Source organism: Pantoea sp. X-Soil-YNGN-775, assembly GCF_059730575.1.
Window position 1 is genome coordinate 3,371,169 of the sequence record NZ_AP035945.1, and the last position, 18,340, is coordinate 3,389,508.

The window sequence follows — 18,340 nt, forward strand, 5'->3', positions numbered from 1 at the left end:
AGTGCTATACCTCACTGGTTAATTAACCTTTCCGGGCAAAAAATGCTGAATTTCAGGGTTTCAGCGTGTGTAAACGATTACACTGATGTGATCGGACTCACTTTTTTCGCGCAAAGAGTTTTTTAACATTGATAAAAACAATGATGGATAAACCTGGAGGCTAAAATGCCTGGCAATACACACAAAAGCAGAACATCAAATAAGGCGATGACCTTATTTGTCTGCTTTCTGGCGGCCCTTGCGGGTCTGCTGTTCGGTCTGGATATCGGCGTTATCGCCGGTGCTCTGCCGTTTATCGCAAAAGACTTTAACGTTACCGCCCATCAGCAGGAGTGGATCGTCAGTTCCATGATGTTTGGTGCTGCGGTCGGTGCTATCGGCAGTGGCTGGATGTCCTCCCGCCTGGGCCGTAAAAAGAGCCTGATGGCCGGCGCGATTCTGTTCGTGATTGGTTCACTCTGGTCGGCTATGTCACCAAACCCTGAAATGCTGATCAGCGCCCGCGTTCTGCTGGGTCTGGCTGTCGGTATCGCGTCTTACACCGCCCCGCTTTATCTTTCTGAAATTGCACCAGAAAAAATTCGCGGCAGTATGATTTCGCTTTATCAGCTGATGATCACTATCGGTATCCTGGGCGCTTACCTGTCCGATACCGCGTTCAGCTTTACCGGCAACTGGCGCTGGATGCTGGGCATTATCACCATTCCTGCTCTGCTGCTGCTGGTTGGCGTCTTCTTCCTGCCAAACAGCCCACGCTGGCTGGCGGCGAAAGGCAACTTCCGTGATGCGCAACGGGTGCTGGACCGTCTGCGTGACACCAGCGAACAGGCGAAGCGTGAACTGGATGAAATTCGTGAAAGCCTGAAGATTAAGCAGTCTGGCTGGGGTCTGTTCACCAGCAGCAGCCACTTCCGTCGTGCGGTCTACCTCGGTATTCTGTTGCAGGTCATGCAGCAGTTCACCGGCATGAACGTCATCATGTATTACGCACCAAAAATCTTCGAAATCGCCGGTTTCACTAATACCACTGAGCAGATGTGGGGCACGGTAATTGTTGGTCTGATCAACGTACTGGCCACCTTTATCGCTATCGGCCTGGTCGATCGCTGGGGTCGTAAACCAACCCTGATCCTCGGCTTTATGGTGATGGCAGCCGGTATGGGCGTGCTGGGTACCATGCTGCATTTCGGCATCCATTCACCAGGCGCGCAGTACTTCGCCGTGGGTATGCTGCTGATGTTTATCATTGGTTTTGCGATGTCAGCCGGTCCGCTGATCTGGGTTCTGTGTTCCGAAATTCAGCCGCTGAAAGGCCGCGACTTCGGTATCACCGTTTCCACCACCACCAACTGGATCGCTAACATGATTGTCGGTGCGACCTTCCTGACAATGCTGAACACGCTGGGCAACGCCAATACCTTCTGGGTCTACGCGCTGCTGAACCTGTTCTTCATTCTGCTGACGGTGATGCTGATTCCTGAGACCAAAAACGTCTCGCTGGAGCACATCGAACGTAACCTGATGGCCGGTAAAAAACTGCGCGACATCGGTTCACAGAATTAATCATCAAGCGTAAAAAAAACGGCGGGGTTTCTCTGGAAACCCCGCCGTTTTTATTTTATCCCTCGCCTCACGCTAGATCCGCGATGGTGCTACCGGTAGCCGTAAACAGCAGAGCGCCAGCGCCATAATGAAAATGGTGGCGGTCTGGTTATAGGGCAGCACCGAATCGGTCAGTCCAGCGACAAACAGCGCCAGCAGCGGCAGCGCCACCCCGCGCAGATCGCAGCGCTTCATTCCCCCCGCCAGTGCCACCAGATACAGCAACGCCAGCGACGCGGTCCCGAGCCATCCCTGTAAGGTGGTAACTTCGAGGAACTCGTTGTGCATGTTGTATTTAACGTTGGTGTAGCCTTCAAGGTTATTCGGGTAGTGCGCGCTAATAAACTGACGCGCCTGGGTGGTGCGCTCATCCGGAGTCGCAAAACCGGAATGATGCTGAATAAAGTTAACTGCCCCGCCCCAGATCGCGACCCGCGCGCCCAGCGACGTTGAACTGTTGGAGCCGTAGTTCTCAATATCCTGCACCCCTTCCACCCAGCGGTTACTGGTCATCAGCACCAGCACCGCCAGCAAACCCACCACCAGCGCGCTGGCACGCCAGTTTTTCAGCATCGCCAGACGATAGGTCTGTAACAGGAACAGCAGACCAACCGCGACCAGGGCAATAATGGTCACCCGGGTGCCGCACAGATAGAGCAACGCGAAGGTGACGAGCAAAGCGGCCACGTCCGCAATCTTCCAGTAAGCCTGGGTCTCAAAGCGGCTCAGCCAGAGCCAGGCGCAGTAGATAAACAGAATCATGTAGGAGGACATGGAGGCCGCTTCGGTGGTGAGCTTAATCCGCACGTTGGCGGTATAGAGATGCTCATGAATGCCGAAGCCGAGGGTGATCAGCAATCCCAGCAGGATCAAAACTTTCCCTGCCCGCAGCGTATTGAGCGACACCTGCTGGCTGTAAATTGCCAAACTCAACAGCACAAATGCACCGAGCAGCAGGCGCTTAGCGCCCAGCAGATAGTTGCTGATGTTGGTGATACTGTCGCCCGAAGGGGCGGTTTCAATCGCTTTGACCTGAATCGCCCAGACCAGGCGAATCAGCGAAAAGATAATCAGCACGAAAAACAGGGCGATAAAAAAGCGGTTTGGCTGAAAAGCGATTTTCCGGCGCACCAGCCCATAGGCTATCGACGCCACGGAAAGGTAAGAGACAATGTAGAAGATTTTTTGTGGCAGGCCGGTGACGAACATATTCAGCGCCAGCGCCAGGCAGAGCGCGATGACAGAAAAATTCACCGCTAAGGACAATCCGTTGAGTTCGGTCTTATTCGTCATGCTTAACCTCTGAGAGGCGGTTAAGCACGTCCTTCAGATGCTTCATATAATTCTCCTCATAAAAACCGGTAATGCTCTGTTTAATAAGCTGGTGATCGGGATAGTGAACCTCCCCGCTCAGGGCACTGAGAATGGCAGCCAGCGCTACGCTGTCATTTTTTTGGTACAGTTGACCGTTGATGCCTGGCTTAATGATTTCCGCCGGTCCACTGACGCAGTCAGAGGAGACGCAGTAAACGCCGCGTGACATCGCTTCCAGCAGGATCAGCGGGAAGCCTTCAAAGTTGGAGGTCATCACCAGGCAGGTGACCTGTTTAATCTCGCGGATCACGTAATCCCAGGCATTCTCCTGCCAGCCATGCCAGCTGATGCGATCCTGAATTCCCCGCTGCGCCACATACGCCTGGCAACGCGCCAGATCCTCTCCGTCGCCGACAATCTCCAGCGTCCACGGCACCTCAAGCAGGCTGAGCGCATCAAACAGATCTTTAAGCTGCTTCTGGCGCTCAAAATGGACCCGGCCGATATATAAAAATTTCAGTTCCGCCGGCCGGCCGATCACGCTGTCGTTGCGTTTTACCGGGTTATAAATCACGTCAATATCCGCCGCGCTGGCACCCAGCTCGACCAGCTGCTGCCGGATCTGCTGACTGATGGCAAAATGGTGATCGGCGCGCAACAGATAGTGAGGACGATAACGCTCACGCGGCGGCAGGTGCATCCAGCTCGACAGCACGATTTTGCGGCCGGAGAGGGTAATCGCCCGGCGCGTCATCAGGCAGGGAATGGTGTTTAAGGTAATGACGTGATCGGGCTGGTAGCGACGAAAAAAAGCGGCCATTCGCAGCGTATGAATGAAGTTCTTTATTTTTTTATTACGCAGGGTGCAGACGCTTTCCTGGAGCACCGCATTAGCGGTCCAGGCGCGTGAATGACTCTCTTCGCCGCTGTTGATGATAAACAGCCCGGCCTCGCATTCCGCATCGGCATTCAGCGCCGTGATCAGCTGACCGGTCACGTTCTCCATCCCACCGCGTCCCGCCATCAAATCAGTGACCAGCACAATCCGTTGTTTCTTTAGGTTATTATTATCTTTCATCGCTTTATCCGTGCCCTGTGCCTTTCACCTGACGTCCATCCACCCTGCGGCAAATGCTAACCATAGGATATTCTAAAAAGGAGCATAACAATATTTAAACCAAAATTATCACCTGACGCCTGATGCGGGCTGCCGCGCCGGTTTCAGCCCGGCCGTCGCGGTGCGCGCGGGTCTGGCGGAGCAGAGAACGCTAACAGGCCGCCTGCACATTAATGGCATCGGTAAACGGCGATCTGTTCTGCCCGGTTGAGTTCCCGCCTGACGCCGATTATTCTGAGCGCCATGAAAACACCTCGTCTCCCCATTGCTCTGCAACAGGCCGTGATGCGCGCGCTGCGTCAGGCGCTGGAGCGCGCCAATCTGGCACTGAAAACCAACTACCCTGAACCAACGCTGCTCTATCAGCAGCGCGGCACCGCTGCCGGCACCGCCTGGCTGGAGCCGTGGGAAATCCGCCTTAATCCGATCCTGCTGCTGGAAAACCAGCAGGCGTTCATTGAGGAGGTGATTCCGCACGAACTGGCGCATCTGCTGGTGTGGAAGCAATTCGGTCGCGTGGCGCCGCACGGCAAAGAGTGGAAGTGGATGATGGAGCAGGTGCTGGGCGTGCCGGCGCGACGAACCCATCAGTTCGAGGTGCAGTCAGTCCGCAGCCGCACCTTTGCTTATCGCTGTCAGTGCCAGCAGCATCAGCTCACGGTACGCCGTCACAATCGGATACTGCGCGGCGAGAGCGAATATCGCTGCGTTCACTGCGGCAGCCTGCTGAAAGCCGGTGAGTTTGTGTCCGCCTGAGCCGATTTCTCATTCCGCGTGATTCCGCATTCTGTTACCCTGCCGCCCTTTTTAGAGCACTGAGTAGAAATCTGGAATATGTCTCGCATCATTAGTCTGGCCGTTGCGCTGTTATCGGTTCCTTTTGCGGCTGACGCCCTGAACCTGAATAATTACCATCAAAACAATTTCCAGCAGGCCAAAGCTTTTGCCGCTGAACTCAACGCCGATGCGCCGGGGTCTTTTTACTGCGGCTGTAAAATTAACTGGCAGGGAAAAAAAGGCCTGCCTGACCTGAACAGCTGCGGCTATCAGCCGCGTAAAAATGCCAATCGTGCGGCACGCATTGAGTGGGAACACGTTATGCCGGCGTGGGAATTTGGTCACCAGCGTCAATGCTGGCAAAACGGCGGCCGTAAAAACTGCAGTAAAGACCCGGACTATCGTCGCATTGAAACCGATCTGCACAACCTGCAACCGGCTATCGGCGAAGTAAATGGCGACCGCGGCAACTTCGCCTACAGTCAATGGAACGGCAGTGAAAAGCAGTATGGTCAGTGTGAGATGAAGGTGGACTTTAAACTTAAGCAGGCAGAGCCACCGGCGCGCGCACGCGGTGCGATTGCCCGTACCTACTTCTATATGCGTGACCAGTATCATCTGCGAATTTCGCGCCAGCAAACCCAGCTGTTTACCGCCTGGAATAAGCTCTATCCGGTGACGAAATGGGAGTGTGAGCGTGACCAGCGCATCGCGCGGGTACAGGGCAATCACAATCCTTATGTGCAGCAGGCTTGCCAGCGCTAAAAAGCCTGCCCTAAACTAGCTCTTTTCCCGATGACGCCGTGTCATTCCACACGGCGCTTAGTTCTCAGGAACCTTATGCGCATACCTCGCATCTATCACGCCGGGCCGTTGAGCGTTGGCAGTGACATTACGCTGGATGAAGATGCATCCAATCACGTCGGCCGGGTGCTTCGCATGTCGCCGGGACAGCGTCTGGAACTCTTTGATGGCACTAATCTGACTTTTGCAGCAGAGATCACGCATGTTGATAAAAAGCGTGTAAAAGTATCGGTCACAGAGAGCCAGCCGGACGATCGCGAGTCGCCGTTGCACCTGCATTTGGGTCAGGTGATGTCGCGCGGTGAAAAGATGGAGTTCACTATCCAGAAATCGATTGAGCTGGGAGTGAACGTCATTACGCCGCTATTTTCCGAGCGCTGTGGCGTGAAGCTGGACGCTGAACGCCTGGCTAAAAAGATTCAGCAGTGGCAGAAGATTGCGATTGCCGCCTGCGAACAGTGCGGCCGTAATCGCGTGCCGGAAATCCGTCCGGCGATGACGCTGGAAGCCTGGTGCGCTGAAGCAGAGAGCGGATTGAAGCTTAATCTGCATCCGCGCGCCAGCCACAGTATCAATACGCTGCCGCAGCCGGTTGAACGGGTGCGGCTGCTGATTGGTCCTGAAGGCGGGCTTTCCGCTGACGAAATCGCCATGACGGCGCAGCACGATTTTACTGACATCCTGCTTGGCCCACGGGTTTTGCGTACCGAAACCACCGCGCTGACCGCCATTACGGCACTTCAGGTGAGGTTTGGCGACCTGGGTTAAGCGATACTGCCAGCGGGCAGTCACAGACGCCGGTTCGCTGGCGTGCTGACTGAACGGCCCACTGCTGACCGAACGAGACGAGACGGTAACCGCCGCCTCCCTGAGGAGATAATAATGATTAAACTTGGCATCGTGATGGACCCTATTTCGTCCATCAATATTAAAAAAGACACCAGCTTCGCCATGTTGCTGGAAGCACAGCGCCGTGGTTATGAAATTCACTACATGGAGATGCGCGATCTCTCCCTGCGCGGTGGTGTGGCGTTTGCCCGCACCCGTCTGTTAAGCGTTGAGCAGAATCCGGACAGCTGGTATCAGTTTGGCAGCGAGCAGGAGATCCCCCTCGCCGACCTGAACGTGGTACTGATGCGTAAAGATCCGCCATTCGATACCGAATTCATCTACGCAACCTATATTCTGGAGCGCGCAGAAGAGCTGGGCACGCTGATCGTGAACAAACCGCAGAGCCTGCGCGACTGTAACGAAAAGCTCTATACCGCCTGGTTTGCTGAGTTCACGCCGGACACGCTGGTAACCCGCAGCAAAGAGAAACTGCGTGCCTTCTGGCAGGAGCATGGCGACATCATCATGAAACCGCTGGACGGCATGGGTGGCGCCTCTATTTTCCGGGTGAAGAAAGACGATCCGAACTTTGGCGTCATCACTGAAACCCTGACCGAACATGAAAGCCTGTTCTGCATGGCGCAGAACTATATTCCGGCGATCAAAGAAGGCGACAAACGCGTGCTGGTGGTGGATGGCGAACCGGTGCCTTACTGCCTGGCCCGTATTCCGCAGGGCGGTGAAACCCGGGGTAACCTGGCAGCAGGTGGCCGCGGTGAAGCCCGTCCGCTGAGTGAAAGTGACTGGGAAATCGCCCGTCGCGTCGGCCCGACCCTGAAAGCAAAAGGGCTGATTTTTGTCGGACTGGACATCATCGGTGATAAACTGACAGAAGTTAACGTGACCAGCCCGACCTGCGTGCGTGAAATTGAGGCAGCCTTCCCCATCTCCATCACCGGCATGTTGATGGATGCCATTGAGAAGCGCCTGGGCTGAGCATGACGCCGGGGCCATGCTCCGAGATCAACCCAATACCGGTGCGGCCGTCGCGTGCCGGTTATTTTTTTGGTACATCGTGTGAGAATGAATTTACAGCATCACTTTTTGATTGCCATGCCTTCACTGCAGGACCCTTTCTTCAAACGTTCCGTGGTCTATCTCTGCGAACATAACGAAGAAGGCGCAATGGGTCTGATCATCAATAAACCGATGGAAAACCTGACGGTTGAAGGCATTCTGAAGAAGCTCAAAATCTCTGCCGAGGATCGCGATCCGGCGATCAAACTGGATAAGCCGGTGTTTACCGGTGGCCCGCTGGCGGAAGATCGCGGCTTTATCCTGCATTCGGCTCAACGCACGTTTACCTCCAGCATCCGTATTTCAGATAATACGGTGATCACCACCTCCCGCGACGTACTGGAGTCGATTGGCACCGCCTCTCAGCCGGACAACGTGCTGGTGGCGCTGGGTTACTGCGCCTGGGAAAAAGATCAGCTGGAGAATGAGCTGATGGAAAATGCCTGGCTGACCACGCCGGCCAACAGCAACATTCTGTTCCAGACGCCGATTTCAGAGCGCTGGCGCGAAGCGGCGCGCAGTATTGGCGTCGATATTCACAACATGGCCAGCGACGCCGGACACGCCTGATGTCAACACAAACTCTGTTAGGTTTCGACTTCGGCACCAAAAGTATTGGTGTCGCGGTAGGTCAGCAACTGACCGGTACCGCCCGTCCGCTAGCGGCTCTCAAAGCGCAGGATGGCACGCCCGACTGGCTGCAAATCGAAAAGCTGCTGAAAGAGTGGCAACCCGATTTTGTGGTGGTGGGTTTACCGCTGAATATGGATGGCACCGAGCAGCCGCTGACCGCCAGAGCGCGCAAGTTTGCTAACCGGTTGCACGGCCGCTTCGGCATCCGGGTTGAGCTGCAGGATGAGCGTCTCAGCACGGTCGAAGCACGGGCCGGATTGTTCGAACGCGGCGGCTATCGCGCGTTAAACAAAGGCTCAGTGGATTCACAATCTGCCGCCATCATTCTGCAGGACTGGTTCGAGAACCATTACTGAAGCCACCCTTCTGCCTGGCGGGCCAGCCGGCTCTGCTCAAAGGTCTGCATACCGGCCTGCGCGCCGGTCTGCAGCAGCGCCGGGATCTGGTGCATCTTGCCTTCACGGATCAGGTTAGCGATGGCGGGCGTCGCTATCAGCACCTCGAACAGACCGATGCGTTTCTCATCGATCGACGGCACCAGCCGCTGGGCTATTACCGCCTTCAGGCTGCCCGCCAGCTGGCTGCGCACCAGCGCTTTCTCTTCAGCCGGGAACACATCGACCAGCCGGTCAACCGCCTGCGCTGCGCTGCGGGTGTGCAGCGTCGCCAGCACCAGATGACCGGTTTCCGCCGCGGTTAGCGCCTGACGGATGGTTTCGCTGTCGCGCAGTTCACCCAGCAGGATCACATCCGGATCTTCCCGTAGCGCCGCCTTTACCCCAAGGCTGAAAGAGGCGCAGTGTGGCCCTATTTCACGCTGCTGAATCAGTGACTGCTGGCTGTGATGGATAAACTCAATCGGATCTTCCAGCGTAATAATATGGCGCGCCTGCTGACGGTTCAGCGCATCCACCAGCGCCGCCAGCGTGGTTGATTTGCCGCTGCCGGTCGCGCCGGTGATCAGGATCAACCCATCGCGCTGCTCCAGCAACGCCGGCACTATCGGCGGCAGCCGCAGGCTTTCCAGCGTCGGGCACTGCGCGGCGATGATGCGTAGCGCCAGCGACAGGCCGTTACGCTGCATAAACAGGCTGGCACGCAGCCGCTGGCCGGTTGCCAGCGTCAGGGCAAAATCAAGCTGCCGGTCGCGTTCCAGCTGCTGACGCTGCGGGTCATCGAGCCGGTGATCAATAAACTGCGCCATCCACGCGGCCGACAGTCTGACCTGCTGCGGCACCGTCTCCAGCTTTCCGTGACGTCGCCAGTAGGGCAAATGTCCGCTGCAAAGGTGCAGATCGGCGGCATTATGCTTTACACTAAGCTCCACCATTTCATCCAGATTCATAATTTCTCCTGACTATGACTTCAATCCAGCACAACCTACAGCAAGTGCGGCAGCGAATTGCCGCCGCCGCCGCGCGTTGCGGCCGCGCGCCAGAAGAAATTACGCTGCTTGCAGTGAGTAAAACCAAACCTGCGAGCGCAGTCGAAGAAGCTGCCGCTGCCGGTCAGATCGCCTTTGGCGAAAATTACGTTCAGGAAGGGGTTGAAAAGGTTCAGGCACTGACCGCACATCCTCAGCTGGAGTGGCACTTCATCGGCCCGCTGCAGTCGAACAAAAGTCGTCTGGTGGCGGAAAACTTTGCCTGGTGTCACACCATTGACCGTCAGCGCATTGCACAGCGGCTCAACGATCAGCGTCCGGCGACGCTGCCGCCGCTTAATGTGTTAATTCAGGTAAATATCAGTGACGAGAACAGCAAATCTGGCATCATGCTGGATGCCGTTTCCGGGCTGGCACAGCAAATCGCTGCGCTGCCGCAGCTGCGCCTGCGCGGGTTGATGGCGATACCGGCAGCGGAAAGTGATTATGACCGGCAACTGGCGGTGTGCCAGCAGATGGCTGAAGCCTTCCGGCAGTTGCAGCAGGACTATCCGGCTATCGACACGCTCTCGCTGGGAATGAGCGATGACATGGAGGCGGCCATCGCCGCAGGCAGTACGATGGTGCGCATCGGCACCGCCATTTTTGGCGCACGCGACTCTGCGCGCAACTCACAACAATAATAGAGGAACTTCATGTTAACATTGACGTTTTTAGTAAAAACGCTGATCGATCTCTACGTCATGGTGCTGCTGTTACGCATCTGGATGCAGTGGTCCCGCTGCGATTTTTATAACCCGCTGGCACAGTTCGTGGTGAAAGTGACGCAGCCGATAGTCAAGCCGCTGCGTCGCGTGCTGCCGGCGCTTGGCCCGATCGATACTGCTTCGCTGCTGCTGGCGTTTGTCCTGACGACGCTGAAATATCCGATTCTGTTGCTGATTCAGGTCGGGGTGTTCTCGGTCGATCCAACCAACCTGCTGGTCGGCTTGTTGTCGCTGGTCAAATCCGCCGGCTATCTGGTGTTCTGGGTGATCATTATCCGTTCACTGATGAGCTGGATCAGTCAGGGTCGCGGCCCGATTGATTATGTGCTGATCCAGCTGACCGAACCGCTGATGGCGCCGATTCGCCGCGTGCTGCCGGCAATGGGCGGCATCGATTTCTCGGCAATGATCGTCATCCTGGTACTGTATGCCCTGAACTTTCTCGGCATGGACCTGTTCCCGGGTCTCTGGTATCTGCTGTAAATGAACCAAACTGGAACTGTTATGCAAAAAGTTGTCCTCGCAACCGGCAATCCCGGCAAAGTGCGTGAACTGGCGGATCTGCTCTCCGCCTTCGGCCTGGATATCGTCGCCCAGACCGAGCTCGGGGTGGAATCGGCTGAAGAAACCGGCCTGACTTTTATTGAGAATGCCCTTCTCAAAGCACGTCACGCGGCGCAGATCACCGGTTTACCGGCGATCGCCGATGATTCCGGCCTGGCGGTGGATGCGCTGGGCGGCGCGCCGGGTATCTACTCGGCACGTTACGCCGGTGACGAGGCCAGCGATCGGCAGAACCTCGAAAAACTGCTGCAGGCGCTGGAAAACGTGCCAGACGGCCAGCGTCAGGCGCAGTTCCACTGCGTGCTGGTCTATCTGCGCCACGCCGACGATCCGACGCCGCTGGTGTTCCACGGCAGCTGGCAGGGTGAGATTACCCGCGCGGCGGCCGGCGCTGGTGGCTTTGGTTACGACCCGATTTTCTACGTTCCGGCGCTGGGTAAAACCGCAGCCGAACTGAGCAAAGCGGAAAAAGGTGAAGTTTCTCACCGGGGTAAAGCATTGACGCTGTTGCTGGAAGCGATGCGTAATGCCTAATCTGCCGCCGTTAAGTCTGTATATCCACATTCCGTGGTGCGTACAGAAATGTCCCTACTGTGATTTTAACTCCCACGCGCTGAAAGATGAGGTGCCGCACGTCGAGTATGTGCAGCACCTGCTGCGCGATCTGGAGCAGGATTTACCGCTGATCGCTGACCGTGAAGTACGCACCATTTTCATCGGCGGCGGCACGCCCAGCCTGCTGAGCGGCAGTGCGATGCAGCTGCTGATGGATGGCGTACGTTCGCGTCTGGCGCTGGCACCCGACGCGGAAGTCACCATGGAAGCTAATCCCGGTACCGTTGAAGCCGATCGTTTCAGCGCCTATCAGCGGGCCGGTATCAACCGGATCTCCATTGGCGTGCAGAGTTTCAGTCCACAAAAACTGCAGCGGCTGGGGCGTATTCACGGTCCGGACGAGGCGAAGCGTGCCGCTAAGCTGGCGCAGGGATTAGCCTTACGCAGCTTTAACCTCGACCTGATGCACGGCCTGCCCGATCAGTCGCTGGACGAAGCGCTCGACGATCTGCGTCAGGCGATCGCGCTTAATCCGCCGCATCTCTCCTGGTATCAGCTGACCATCGAACCCAACACCCTGTTTGGTTCACGGCCGCCAGTGCTGCCGGATGATGATGCGCTGTGGGATATTTATGAGCAGGGTCACCAGCTGCTGAGCGCCGCCGGTTATCAGCAGTATGAAACCTCGGCCTACGCCAAACCGGGTTATCGCTGTGAACATAACCTCAACTACTGGCGCTTCGGGGATTATCTCGGCATTGGTTGTGGCGCGCACGGCAAACTGACTCAGCCCGACGGCCGCATCGTTCGCACGGTGAAGACCCGTCATCCGCGTGGCTTTATGCAGGGTAATTATCGCGAGAAACAGTACGACGTCGCCGATATCGACAAGCCGTTCGAATACTTCATGAACCGCTTCCGGCTGCTGGAAGCCGCGCCACGCAGTGAATTTGCCGGTTATACCGGTTTAGCGGAACAGGTGATTCGTCCGCAGATGGATGCGGCGATTGAGGCAGGTTATGTGGTGGAAACCGCTGAGCAGTGGCAGATCAGTGAGAAAGGGAAATTGTTCCTGAATTCGCTGTTAGAGCTGTTTTTGCCGGAAGAGTAACCAACAACTGAGCCTCAGCCAGCTGGCTGAGGCTCAGGATTATTTCTTCAGACCGGCAACCAATCCTTTGCGCTGGTCTTCTAACGAAATGACGCGATTGCAGACTTCGTGACCAAAGTTCTGGAAATCCTGCTCCTGCTTGCTCCACTCCGCCTGAATAGACTGCTGCAGACCGCCCAGATTACCCATAATGGCCTGCAACGGATTACTGCCGCCGCTGGCCTGCTGACTGCCCATCTCATTCAGGCTGTCCTGCATCACGCCACCGAGCGTTGACTGCACCAGCTGTTCGCCGTCGGCACGCACTTTGTCGATCGCCTGATGATGGAAGGTCAGGCCATCCGGCCGGTGTTCGATGATGCGGTTCATCTGCTGTTTCAGCTGGCCGTTCAGGGTGGTCAGGCGATTACGTACATTACTGTTCTCGCCCAGCTTCTCAACAATCACCCGATCCAGCGCCGCCCGCCCTTTTTCCAGCCGGGACGTCGCCCCGCTGTCAATCCACGGCAGATCGCGCCGCAGTGCGCTCTGGTAGTCGATGGCTTTCTGCCGATCGGCGGTATCCAGTGATACCTGCTGGCCGTTAAACTGCACCTCGCCCTGTGGCGTAATTTGCAGATTGCCGTTGGCGCCCACCACCTGCACACTTTGCGGCGTGATCACCACATCATCCTGTGGCTTAACGCTGCATTCATAGGCAGCCTGGGCCTGAGTCGCTGCTACCAGCAGCACAGCAAGAAGCGCTTTACGCATCATTGAATCTCCCTCACCTTCTGTCTGAACCGGATCCTGAAGGGCCGGGCGGCCTCGCCGTTATGGATCATCTTTCCATCCCGCGTCAGCCGGCCCGGCGTCGTGTTACTTAGTCCCACCAGACATCAAACAGTTCAGTCACCTGCACGTCCTGCAGCTTGCGCTCTTCCAGCCATTTACGTACCAGCTCGCGATGCTCATCGGTGCATTTGCCGGTTTTTTGCAGGCAGATTAGTCCTTCCCACACCAGGTAACCGCTGCCATCGAAGGCCAGACCGTTAGGATCGATCGCTTCATCAATGAACTGATTCAGCGTCTCATCGATCTCGCTTTCACTGGTGCCTTCCGGGAAACGCCAGGCGACGGAGAAACCCAGTTCCTGAAACTCATCGATATGCAGTTTTTTACGTAAACGGCGGCTGCGTTGTGTGGCCATTATTTCACCCTCTCAAACATTAAATCCCATACGCCATGGCCTAAACGCTGCCCGCGCTGCTCAAACTTGGTCAGTGGACGCGTCTCGGGACGCGGCACGTAATTCTGCTGCTCAGACTGATTGCGGAAGCCATCGATGCTGTTCATCACTTCAAGCATATGTTCCGCGTAGGCTTCCCAGTCGGTCGCCATGTGGAATACGCCGCCCAGCTTCAGCTTACGCATCACCAGCTCGGCAAACGGCACCTGAACGATACGACGTTTGTTGTGACGGGCTTTATGCCACGGATCCGGGAAAAACAGCTGGACCATACGCAGCGAGTTATCCGGGATCATTTTCTCCAGCACTTCTACCGCGTCGTGACACATTACGCGCAGGTTATCGACGCCCGCTTCTTTCGCGGAAGCCAGGCAGGCACCGACGCCCGGCAAGTGTACCTCAATGCCGAGGAAGTTCTGCTGTGGCGTATTTTGCGCCATGGTGACCAGCGAGGCGCCCATGCCAAAGCCGATTTCCAGCGTGACCGGCGCGTCCCGGCCAAACAGCTGGGGCAGATCGATCGGCTCCGGCTGATATTCCACCCCCATCTCCGGCCAGTAGGTGTCCACTGCCTGCTGCTGTCCTTTAGTTAAGCGGCCCTGGCGGCGTACAAAACTGCGGATCCGGCGCAATGGCCGCCCGTTCTCATCAAATTCTGGGGTGATGACGTCATTAATCATGTCGAAGCCTGCTGGTTAGCCTGTTCTGGGAAACGGGCATTATGCAAAGTTCATAAGCAGAAGCAAGCCTTTGCAATCTTCCGGTTTACACCCAGGTGCGCATGTGCTGGAATTCCTGCCTGAGTGTAGAGTAAACACGGAAAATTTCCTTCTTATGATGCAAGCGCCGCAGTTCGCGCAACAAGTGCTGGACTGGTACCAGCGCTTTGGCCGCAAAACCCTGCCCTGGCAGCTGGAAAAGACGCCTTATAAGGTGTGGCTGTCCGAAGTGATGTTACAGCAAACCCAGGTTGCCACGGTTATTCCCTATTTTGAACGCTTTATGGCGCGCTTCCCTACGGTTGGCGATTTAGCGGCGGCGCCGCTGGATGAAGTGCTGCATCTGTGGACCGGCCTCGGCTATTACGCCCGGGCGCGCAATCTGCATAAGGCGGCGAAGCAGGTTGTTGAGGTGCATCAGGGCGAGTTCCCGCGTAACTTCGATGACGTCGCCGCCCTGCCCGGCGTCGGTCGCTCAACTGCCGGGGCGATCCTGTCGTTATCACTGGGTCAGCACTTCCCGATTCTCGACGGCAACGTGAAACGCGTGCTGGCGCGGTGTTACGCCGTCGGCGGCTGGCCGGGGAAAAAAGAGGTTGAGAAACGCTTATGGCAGATCAGCGAAACCGTCACTCCCGCCGAGGGCGTCAGCCAGTTTAATCAGGCGATGATGGATTTGGGGGCGATCGTCTGTACCCGCTCGAAACCGAAATGCGATATCTGTCCGCTGAACAGCGGCTGCGAAGCCTATGCTCATAACAGCTGGGCCAGCTACCCCGGTAAAAAACCGAAGCAGGTATTGCCGGAGCGCAGCGGCTGGTTTTTGATGATGCAGCATGGCGATCGGGTCTGGCTGGAGCAGCGTCCTCCGGTCGGATTGTGGGGCGGCCTGTTCTGCTTTCCGCAGTTCACCAGTGAAGAGGCGCTGACTGACTGGCTGGCGGCACGCGGTATCCATGCTAAGCCACAGCAGCTTACCGCCTTCCGTCACACCTTCAGCCATTTCCATCTGGATATTGTGCCTATGTGGCTGGCGTGGCCTTCTGTCGGGGCGGCGATGGATGAAGCGGGCGGTCTCTGGTATAACTTAGCGCTGCCACCATCTGTGGGATTAGCTGCGCCCGTTGAGCGCCTGTTACACGAATTGCGCCATCCCCGACAACTGGCTTTGGGCAGTTGTGAGATCAATGAGGAAGAATAATGAGCCGCACTATTTTTTGTACTTTTTTACAACGCGACGCGGAAGGGCAGGATTTCCAGCTCTATCCTGGCGAGCTGGGCAAACGTATTTACAACGAGATTTCGAAAGAAGCCTGGCAGAAATGGATGGCGAAACAGACCATGCTGATCAATGAGAAAAAGCTCAACATGATGAATCCGGAAGATCGTAAGGTGCTGGAAAAGGAGATGATTAATTTCCTGTTTGAAGGCAAAGAGGTACATATCGAAGGCTATACACCGCCAGAAGCGTAAACAGTTTGGGCCTCAGCGTTGAGGCTCTTTATCCCGATCAGGCATGCATTCCCAATGAACAAAAAATTGATCGCCTTGCTGGTGATGGCACCACTTTTGGTTTCCTGCTCCGGACAAAAAAAACAGCAGTTTCATGAAGATTGGGTAAAAGACACCAACGGTTTCGATATTCTGATGGGCCAGTTTGCCCACAACATTGAGAATATCTGGGGTATTAATGAGGTCCTGATCGCCGGACCGAAAGATTACGTCAAATATAGCGACAATTATTACACCCGCAGCCACATCAACTTCGAAAGCGGTAAGCTGACGATTGAGACCATCGCGGGCACCGATCCGATGGCCAGCCTGCGTCAGGCGATTGTCACCACGCTGCTGATTGGCGAAGATCCGGGCAACGTCGATCTCTATTCCGACGCCAATGACATTGTGATCAGTAAAGAGCCGCTACTTTACGGTCAGGTGCTCGACAACACCGGCCAGCCGATCCGCTGGCAGGGACGCGCCGAAGCCTTTGCCGATTATCTGATCCAGAATAAATTGCAGCGCCGTACCTCGGGTCTGCATGTGATCTACTCGGTCTCGATTCCGATGGTGCCTAACCATCTGGATAAGCGTGCGCACAAATATCTGCCGATGGTGCGCAAAGCGTCGGAACAGTATGGCGTCGATGCCTCGCTGATTCTGGCGATCATGCAGACCGAGTCGAGCTTTAACCCTTACGCCGTCAGCCACGCCGATGCGCTGGGTCTGATGCAGGTGGTGCAGCATACCGCCGGGGTCGATGTGTTCCGCATGAAAGGGAAATGGGGTAAACCAAGCCGCAGCTATCTGCTGGATCCGGAGAACAATATTGATGCCGGTACGGCCTATCTGTCGCTGCTGCAGCGCAGTTATCTGGGCGGCATTCAGGACCCGGTATCACGCCGTTATGCGGTGATCACCGCCTACAATGGCGGTGCAGGCAGCGTATTGCGGGTCTTCTCCAGCGATAAAGATCGCGCGTTTTCGATGATCAACAACATGTCACCGAACAAGGTTTACCAGACCCTGACCAGCCAGCACCCTTCGGCGGAGTCACGTCGCTATCTGTATAAGGTGAGTACCGCACAGCGCAGTTATCGTGGGTTCTGATAGCGGGTGGGTTCGCCTGGCGGCGGGCTGGCATTGAGCGGGTTTCGCCCGCCAGGCGGTGGGGAGTTTCAGCCTGCCCGGGCAGGCGGACGCGTCAAGGGGCGGCCGCCCGCCCCTTAACAATCCCGGCGTCCGGCTACCTGCGCGCCACGCTTCGCGCGGTCCCTTCGTCACTCCCTGCAGCCGACGGACCGGCCGGACGCGCCATCCCTGGCGCGAGCCGTCCTTTCGCCGACCTCCTGTCGGCTCTCCTGGCCTCCGGTTGTTCCTCAGCGCTGCGGACGCCTCTCACAACCCCCCGCCTGTTATATCTTTTATTTTCTGGGATTAAGTGTCGTCTGCTGGCCTGAAAGCCAAAAACAATCCCGAAAATCTTCAGCGATAAGGTACTGAATCTTTTGAGAAGAGATAACAGCAGGGGGTTTAGGGAGGCCGTCAGAACCGCTAAGCCGATGAGGGATTTCAGGACGAGCGACAGGGATGTCGCGAAGAGGCGGGATCGCGCCACGGATGGCGCGTCCTGGCGTTCCGTAAGAAATCCGGAAGAGGCGAAGGGACCGCGAAGCGGCGGTGAAGCAGGCCGGAGCCCGGGGTCAAGGGGGCGCGGCGACTGGCGCCCCCTTGTCGGTCGCCGGCAGCGGCGAAACTGAAACTGCCGCTGCCAGCCGGCGAACGAAAACCTCTCAGCGCCTATTCGCGCCGCGAATATCCAGCCCGCTACCGCCCGGCGAACGGAACCTTATCAGCCCGTTCGCGCCGCGAACATTTCTGGCCCCCCGTCTGTGGTTTCTAAAACGTCTGACAGCGGTGGATGAATGCTTTCTTTTTCTGGCGGCTAACGTCCCTGAACGTAACAGCAACGCTGAAAGTAATATTGCTAACGCCCCACAGCAACGCAGCACCAAACAAAGAAAAAAAGAGATAACAGCGAGAAGTTAGGAGGCCGTCAGAACCGCTGAGCCGATGAGGGATTTCAGGACGAGCGACAGGGATGTCGCGAAGAGGCGGGATCGCGCCACGGATGGCGCGTCCTGGCGTTCCGTAAGAAATACGGAAAAGGCGAAGGGACCGCGAAGCGGCGGTGAAGCAGGCCGGAGCCCGGGGTCAAGGGGGCGCGGCGACTGGCGGCCCCTTGTCGGTCGCCGGCAGCGGCGAAACTGAAACTACCGCAGCCAGCCGGCGAACGAAACCTTCTCATAGCCCGTTCGCGCAGCGAACCCAGGGCCAGGCGGGCGAAACCCGCTCAGTGC

General features: G+C 56.7%; 20 protein-coding genes. 14 read left to right on the top strand and 6 right to left on the bottom strand.

Annotated features, from left to right (window positions below; genetic code table 11):
* Nucleotides 1–165: 165 nt before the first annotated feature.
* A complete protein-coding gene (locus tag AC6I8I_RS15660; protein ID WP_072051015.1) occupies nt 166–1,563 on the top strand; it encodes a sugar porter family MFS transporter in 1,398 nt (465 codons plus the stop codon).
* 72 nt (nt 1,564–1,635) lie between these two features.
* Here AC6I8I_RS15660 and AC6I8I_RS15665 read toward each other — a convergent pair whose 3' ends face one another.
* Nucleotides 1,636–2,895 (bottom strand): O-antigen ligase family protein, encoded by a 1,260-nt coding sequence (locus tag AC6I8I_RS15665; protein ID WP_497828050.1) that lies wholly within the window; start codon nt 2,893–2,895, stop codon nt 1,636–1,638.
* Nucleotides 2,885–3,994, bottom strand: a complete 1,110-nt coding sequence (locus AC6I8I_RS15670; protein ID WP_497828051.1) for a glycosyltransferase — start codon at nt 3,992–3,994, stop codon at nt 2,885–2,887. Before AC6I8I_RS15670 ends, AC6I8I_RS15665 begins: the two co-directional genes overlap by 11 nt.
* Before the next feature lie 282 nt (nt 3,995–4,276).
* On the opposite strand from AC6I8I_RS15670, the gene AC6I8I_RS15675 reads away from it, so the two are divergent.
* The 6 genes from AC6I8I_RS15675 (at nt 4,277) to ruvX (ending at nt 8,511) form a co-directional block, all read left to right on the top strand.
* Nucleotides 4,277–4,789, top strand: coding sequence for a SprT family zinc-dependent metalloprotease (locus AC6I8I_RS15675; RefSeq protein WP_312055987.1), 513 nt, complete (start codon nt 4,277–4,279; stop codon nt 4,787–4,789).
* Between the two features lie 78 nt (nt 4,790–4,867).
* A complete protein-coding gene (gene endA / locus AC6I8I_RS15680) occupies nt 4,868–5,575 on the top strand; it encodes a deoxyribonuclease I (protein ID WP_312758496.1) in 708 nt (235 codons plus the stop codon).
* 75 nt (nt 5,576–5,650) lie between these two features.
* Nucleotides 5,651–6,382, top strand: a complete 732-nt coding sequence (rsmE, locus tag AC6I8I_RS15685; protein ID WP_312055986.1) for a 16S rRNA (uracil(1498)-N(3))-methyltransferase — start codon at nt 5,651–5,653, stop codon at nt 6,380–6,382.
* Between the two features lie 114 nt (nt 6,383–6,496).
* The gene (gene gshB, locus AC6I8I_RS15690) at nt 6,497–7,441 is read left to right on the top strand and encodes a glutathione synthase (protein ID WP_031375778.1); all 945 of its coding nucleotides are present in this window, start codon (nt 6,497–6,499) and stop codon (nt 7,439–7,441) included.
* A gap of 87 nt (nt 7,442–7,528) precedes the next feature.
* Nucleotides 7,529–8,092: a YqgE/AlgH family protein gene (locus tag AC6I8I_RS15695; protein WP_312055984.1), complete on the top strand. Its 564-nt coding sequence runs from the start codon at nt 7,529–7,531 to the stop codon at nt 8,090–8,092.
* Entirely contained in the window at nt 8,092–8,511 is a 420-nt protein-coding gene (gene ruvX, locus AC6I8I_RS15700; RefSeq protein WP_312055983.1) for a Holliday junction resolvase RuvX, read from the top strand. Before AC6I8I_RS15695 ends, ruvX begins: the two co-directional genes overlap by 1 nt.
* Here ruvX and AC6I8I_RS15705 read toward each other — a convergent pair.
* A complete protein-coding gene (locus AC6I8I_RS15705) occupies nt 8,505–9,500 on the bottom strand; it encodes a type IV pilus twitching motility protein PilT (protein WP_312758502.1) in 996 nt (331 codons plus the stop codon). The genes ruvX and AC6I8I_RS15705 overlap by 7 nt on opposite strands.
* A gap of 14 nt (nt 9,501–9,514) precedes the next feature.
* On the opposite strand from AC6I8I_RS15705, the gene AC6I8I_RS15710 reads away from it, so the two are divergent.
* The 4 genes from AC6I8I_RS15710 to hemW are packed head-to-tail and all read left to right on the top strand — an operon-like array spanning nt 9,515 to nt 12,536.
* On the top strand, nt 9,515–10,222 hold the full coding sequence (locus AC6I8I_RS15710) for a YggS family pyridoxal phosphate-dependent enzyme (protein ID WP_312057593.1): 708 nt from the start codon (nt 9,515–9,517) through the stop codon (nt 10,220–10,222).
* A 12-nt stretch (nt 10,223–10,234) separates the two neighbouring features.
* On the top strand, nt 10,235–10,789 hold the full coding sequence (locus AC6I8I_RS15715; protein WP_312057594.1) for a YggT family protein: 555 nt from the start codon (nt 10,235–10,237) through the stop codon (nt 10,787–10,789).
* A 21-nt stretch (nt 10,790–10,810) separates the two neighbouring features.
* Nucleotides 10,811–11,404: an XTP/dITP diphosphatase gene (locus AC6I8I_RS15720; protein ID WP_312057596.1), complete on the top strand. Its 594-nt coding sequence runs from the start codon at nt 10,811–10,813 to the stop codon at nt 11,402–11,404.
* Nucleotides 11,397–12,536, top strand: a complete 1,140-nt coding sequence (gene hemW, locus AC6I8I_RS15725) for a radical SAM family heme chaperone HemW (protein WP_497828052.1) — start codon at nt 11,397–11,399, stop codon at nt 12,534–12,536. The genes AC6I8I_RS15720 and hemW overlap by 8 nt, the downstream gene beginning before the upstream one ends.
* 39 nt (nt 12,537–12,575) lie before the next feature.
* Here hemW and AC6I8I_RS15730 read toward each other — a convergent pair whose 3' ends face one another.
* From AC6I8I_RS15730 to trmB, 3 genes are all read right to left on the bottom strand, one after another.
* Nucleotides 12,576–13,292: a YggN family protein gene (locus AC6I8I_RS15730; protein ID WP_312057600.1), complete on the bottom strand. Its 717-nt coding sequence runs from the start codon at nt 13,290–13,292 to the stop codon at nt 12,576–12,578.
* A 106-nt stretch (nt 13,293–13,398) separates the two neighbouring features.
* Nucleotides 13,399–13,725 carry a YggL family protein gene (locus tag AC6I8I_RS15735; protein WP_031375786.1) on the bottom strand — a complete coding sequence of 109 codons (327 nt, stop codon included), beginning with the start codon at nt 13,723–13,725 and terminating at the stop codon, nt 13,399–13,401.
* On the bottom strand, nt 13,725–14,444 hold the full coding sequence (trmB, locus tag AC6I8I_RS15740) for a tRNA (guanosine(46)-N7)-methyltransferase TrmB (RefSeq protein WP_031375787.1): 720 nt from the start codon (nt 14,442–14,444) through the stop codon (nt 13,725–13,727). The genes AC6I8I_RS15735 and trmB overlap by 1 nt, the downstream gene beginning before the upstream one ends.
* 154 nt (nt 14,445–14,598) lie before the next feature.
* On the opposite strand from trmB, the gene mutY reads away from it, so the two are divergent.
* The 3 genes from mutY to mltC are packed head-to-tail and all read left to right on the top strand — an operon-like array spanning nt 14,599 to nt 17,090.
* Entirely contained in the window at nt 14,599–15,684 is a 1,086-nt protein-coding gene (gene mutY, locus AC6I8I_RS15745; RefSeq protein ID WP_312057602.1) for an A/G-specific adenine glycosylase, read from the top strand.
* On the top strand, nt 15,684–15,956 hold the full coding sequence (locus tag AC6I8I_RS15750) for an oxidative damage protection protein (protein ID WP_497820474.1): 273 nt from the start codon (nt 15,684–15,686) through the stop codon (nt 15,954–15,956). Before mutY ends, AC6I8I_RS15750 begins: the two co-directional genes overlap by 1 nt.
* A 54-nt stretch (nt 15,957–16,010) precedes the next feature.
* On the top strand, nt 16,011–17,090 hold the full coding sequence (gene mltC / locus AC6I8I_RS15755) for a membrane-bound lytic murein transglycosylase MltC (RefSeq protein ID WP_312057605.1): 1,080 nt from the start codon (nt 16,011–16,013) through the stop codon (nt 17,088–17,090).
* Nucleotides 17,091–18,340: the final 1,250 nt, after the last annotated feature.

What these genes read in the sequence shown, in the direction of transcription:
- AC6I8I_RS15705 (WP_312758502.1), bottom strand. Translation starts at nt 9,500, where the DNA reads ATGAATCTGGATGAAATGGTGGAGCTTAGTGTAAAGCATAATGCCGCC.
- ruvX (WP_312055983.1), top strand. Translation starts at nt 8,092, where the DNA reads ATGTCAACACAAACTCTGTTAGGTTTCGACTTCGGCACCAAAAGTATT.
- mltC (WP_312057605.1), top strand. Translation starts at nt 16,011, where the DNA reads ATGAACAAAAAATTGATCGCCTTGCTGGTGATGGCACCACTTTTGGTT.
- gshB (WP_031375778.1), top strand. Translation starts at nt 6,497, where the DNA reads ATGATTAAACTTGGCATCGTGATGGACCCTATTTCGTCCATCAATATT.
- hemW (WP_497828052.1), top strand. Translation starts at nt 11,397, where the DNA reads ATGCCTAATCTGCCGCCGTTAAGTCTGTATATCCACATTCCGTGGTGC.
- trmB (WP_031375787.1), bottom strand. Translation starts at nt 14,444, where the DNA reads ATGATTAATGACGTCATCACCCCAGAATTTGATGAGAACGGGCGGCCA.
- AC6I8I_RS15710 (WP_312057593.1), top strand. Translation starts at nt 9,515, where the DNA reads ATGACTTCAATCCAGCACAACCTACAGCAAGTGCGGCAGCGAATTGCC.
- AC6I8I_RS15715 (WP_312057594.1), top strand. Translation starts at nt 10,235, where the DNA reads ATGTTAACATTGACGTTTTTAGTAAAAACGCTGATCGATCTCTACGTC.
- AC6I8I_RS15670 (WP_497828051.1), bottom strand. Translation starts at nt 3,994, where the DNA reads ATGAAAGATAATAATAACCTAAAGAAACAACGGATTGTGCTGGTCACT.
- AC6I8I_RS15695 (WP_312055984.1), top strand. Translation starts at nt 7,529, where the DNA reads ATGAATTTACAGCATCACTTTTTGATTGCCATGCCTTCACTGCAGGAC.
- AC6I8I_RS15665 (WP_497828050.1), bottom strand. Translation starts at nt 2,895, where the DNA reads ATGACGAATAAGACCGAACTCAACGGATTGTCCTTAGCGGTGAATTTT.
- AC6I8I_RS15730 (WP_312057600.1), bottom strand. Translation starts at nt 13,292, where the DNA reads ATGATGCGTAAAGCGCTTCTTGCTGTGCTGCTGGTAGCAGCGACTCAG.
- AC6I8I_RS15750 (WP_497820474.1), top strand. Translation starts at nt 15,684, where the DNA reads ATGAGCCGCACTATTTTTTGTACTTTTTTACAACGCGACGCGGAAGGG.
- AC6I8I_RS15660 (WP_072051015.1), top strand. Translation starts at nt 166, where the DNA reads ATGCCTGGCAATACACACAAAAGCAGAACATCAAATAAGGCGATGACC.
- AC6I8I_RS15735 (WP_031375786.1), bottom strand. Translation starts at nt 13,725, where the DNA reads ATGGCCACACAACGCAGCCGCCGTTTACGTAAAAAACTGCATATCGAT.
- rsmE (WP_312055986.1), top strand. Translation starts at nt 5,651, where the DNA reads ATGCGCATACCTCGCATCTATCACGCCGGGCCGTTGAGCGTTGGCAGT.
- mutY (WP_312057602.1), top strand. Translation starts at nt 14,599, where the DNA reads ATGATGCAAGCGCCGCAGTTCGCGCAACAAGTGCTGGACTGGTACCAG.
- AC6I8I_RS15720 (WP_312057596.1), top strand. Translation starts at nt 10,811, where the DNA reads ATGCAAAAAGTTGTCCTCGCAACCGGCAATCCCGGCAAAGTGCGTGAA.
- AC6I8I_RS15675 (WP_312055987.1), top strand. Translation starts at nt 4,277, where the DNA reads ATGAAAACACCTCGTCTCCCCATTGCTCTGCAACAGGCCGTGATGCGC.
- endA (WP_312758496.1), top strand. Translation starts at nt 4,868, where the DNA reads ATGTCTCGCATCATTAGTCTGGCCGTTGCGCTGTTATCGGTTCCTTTT.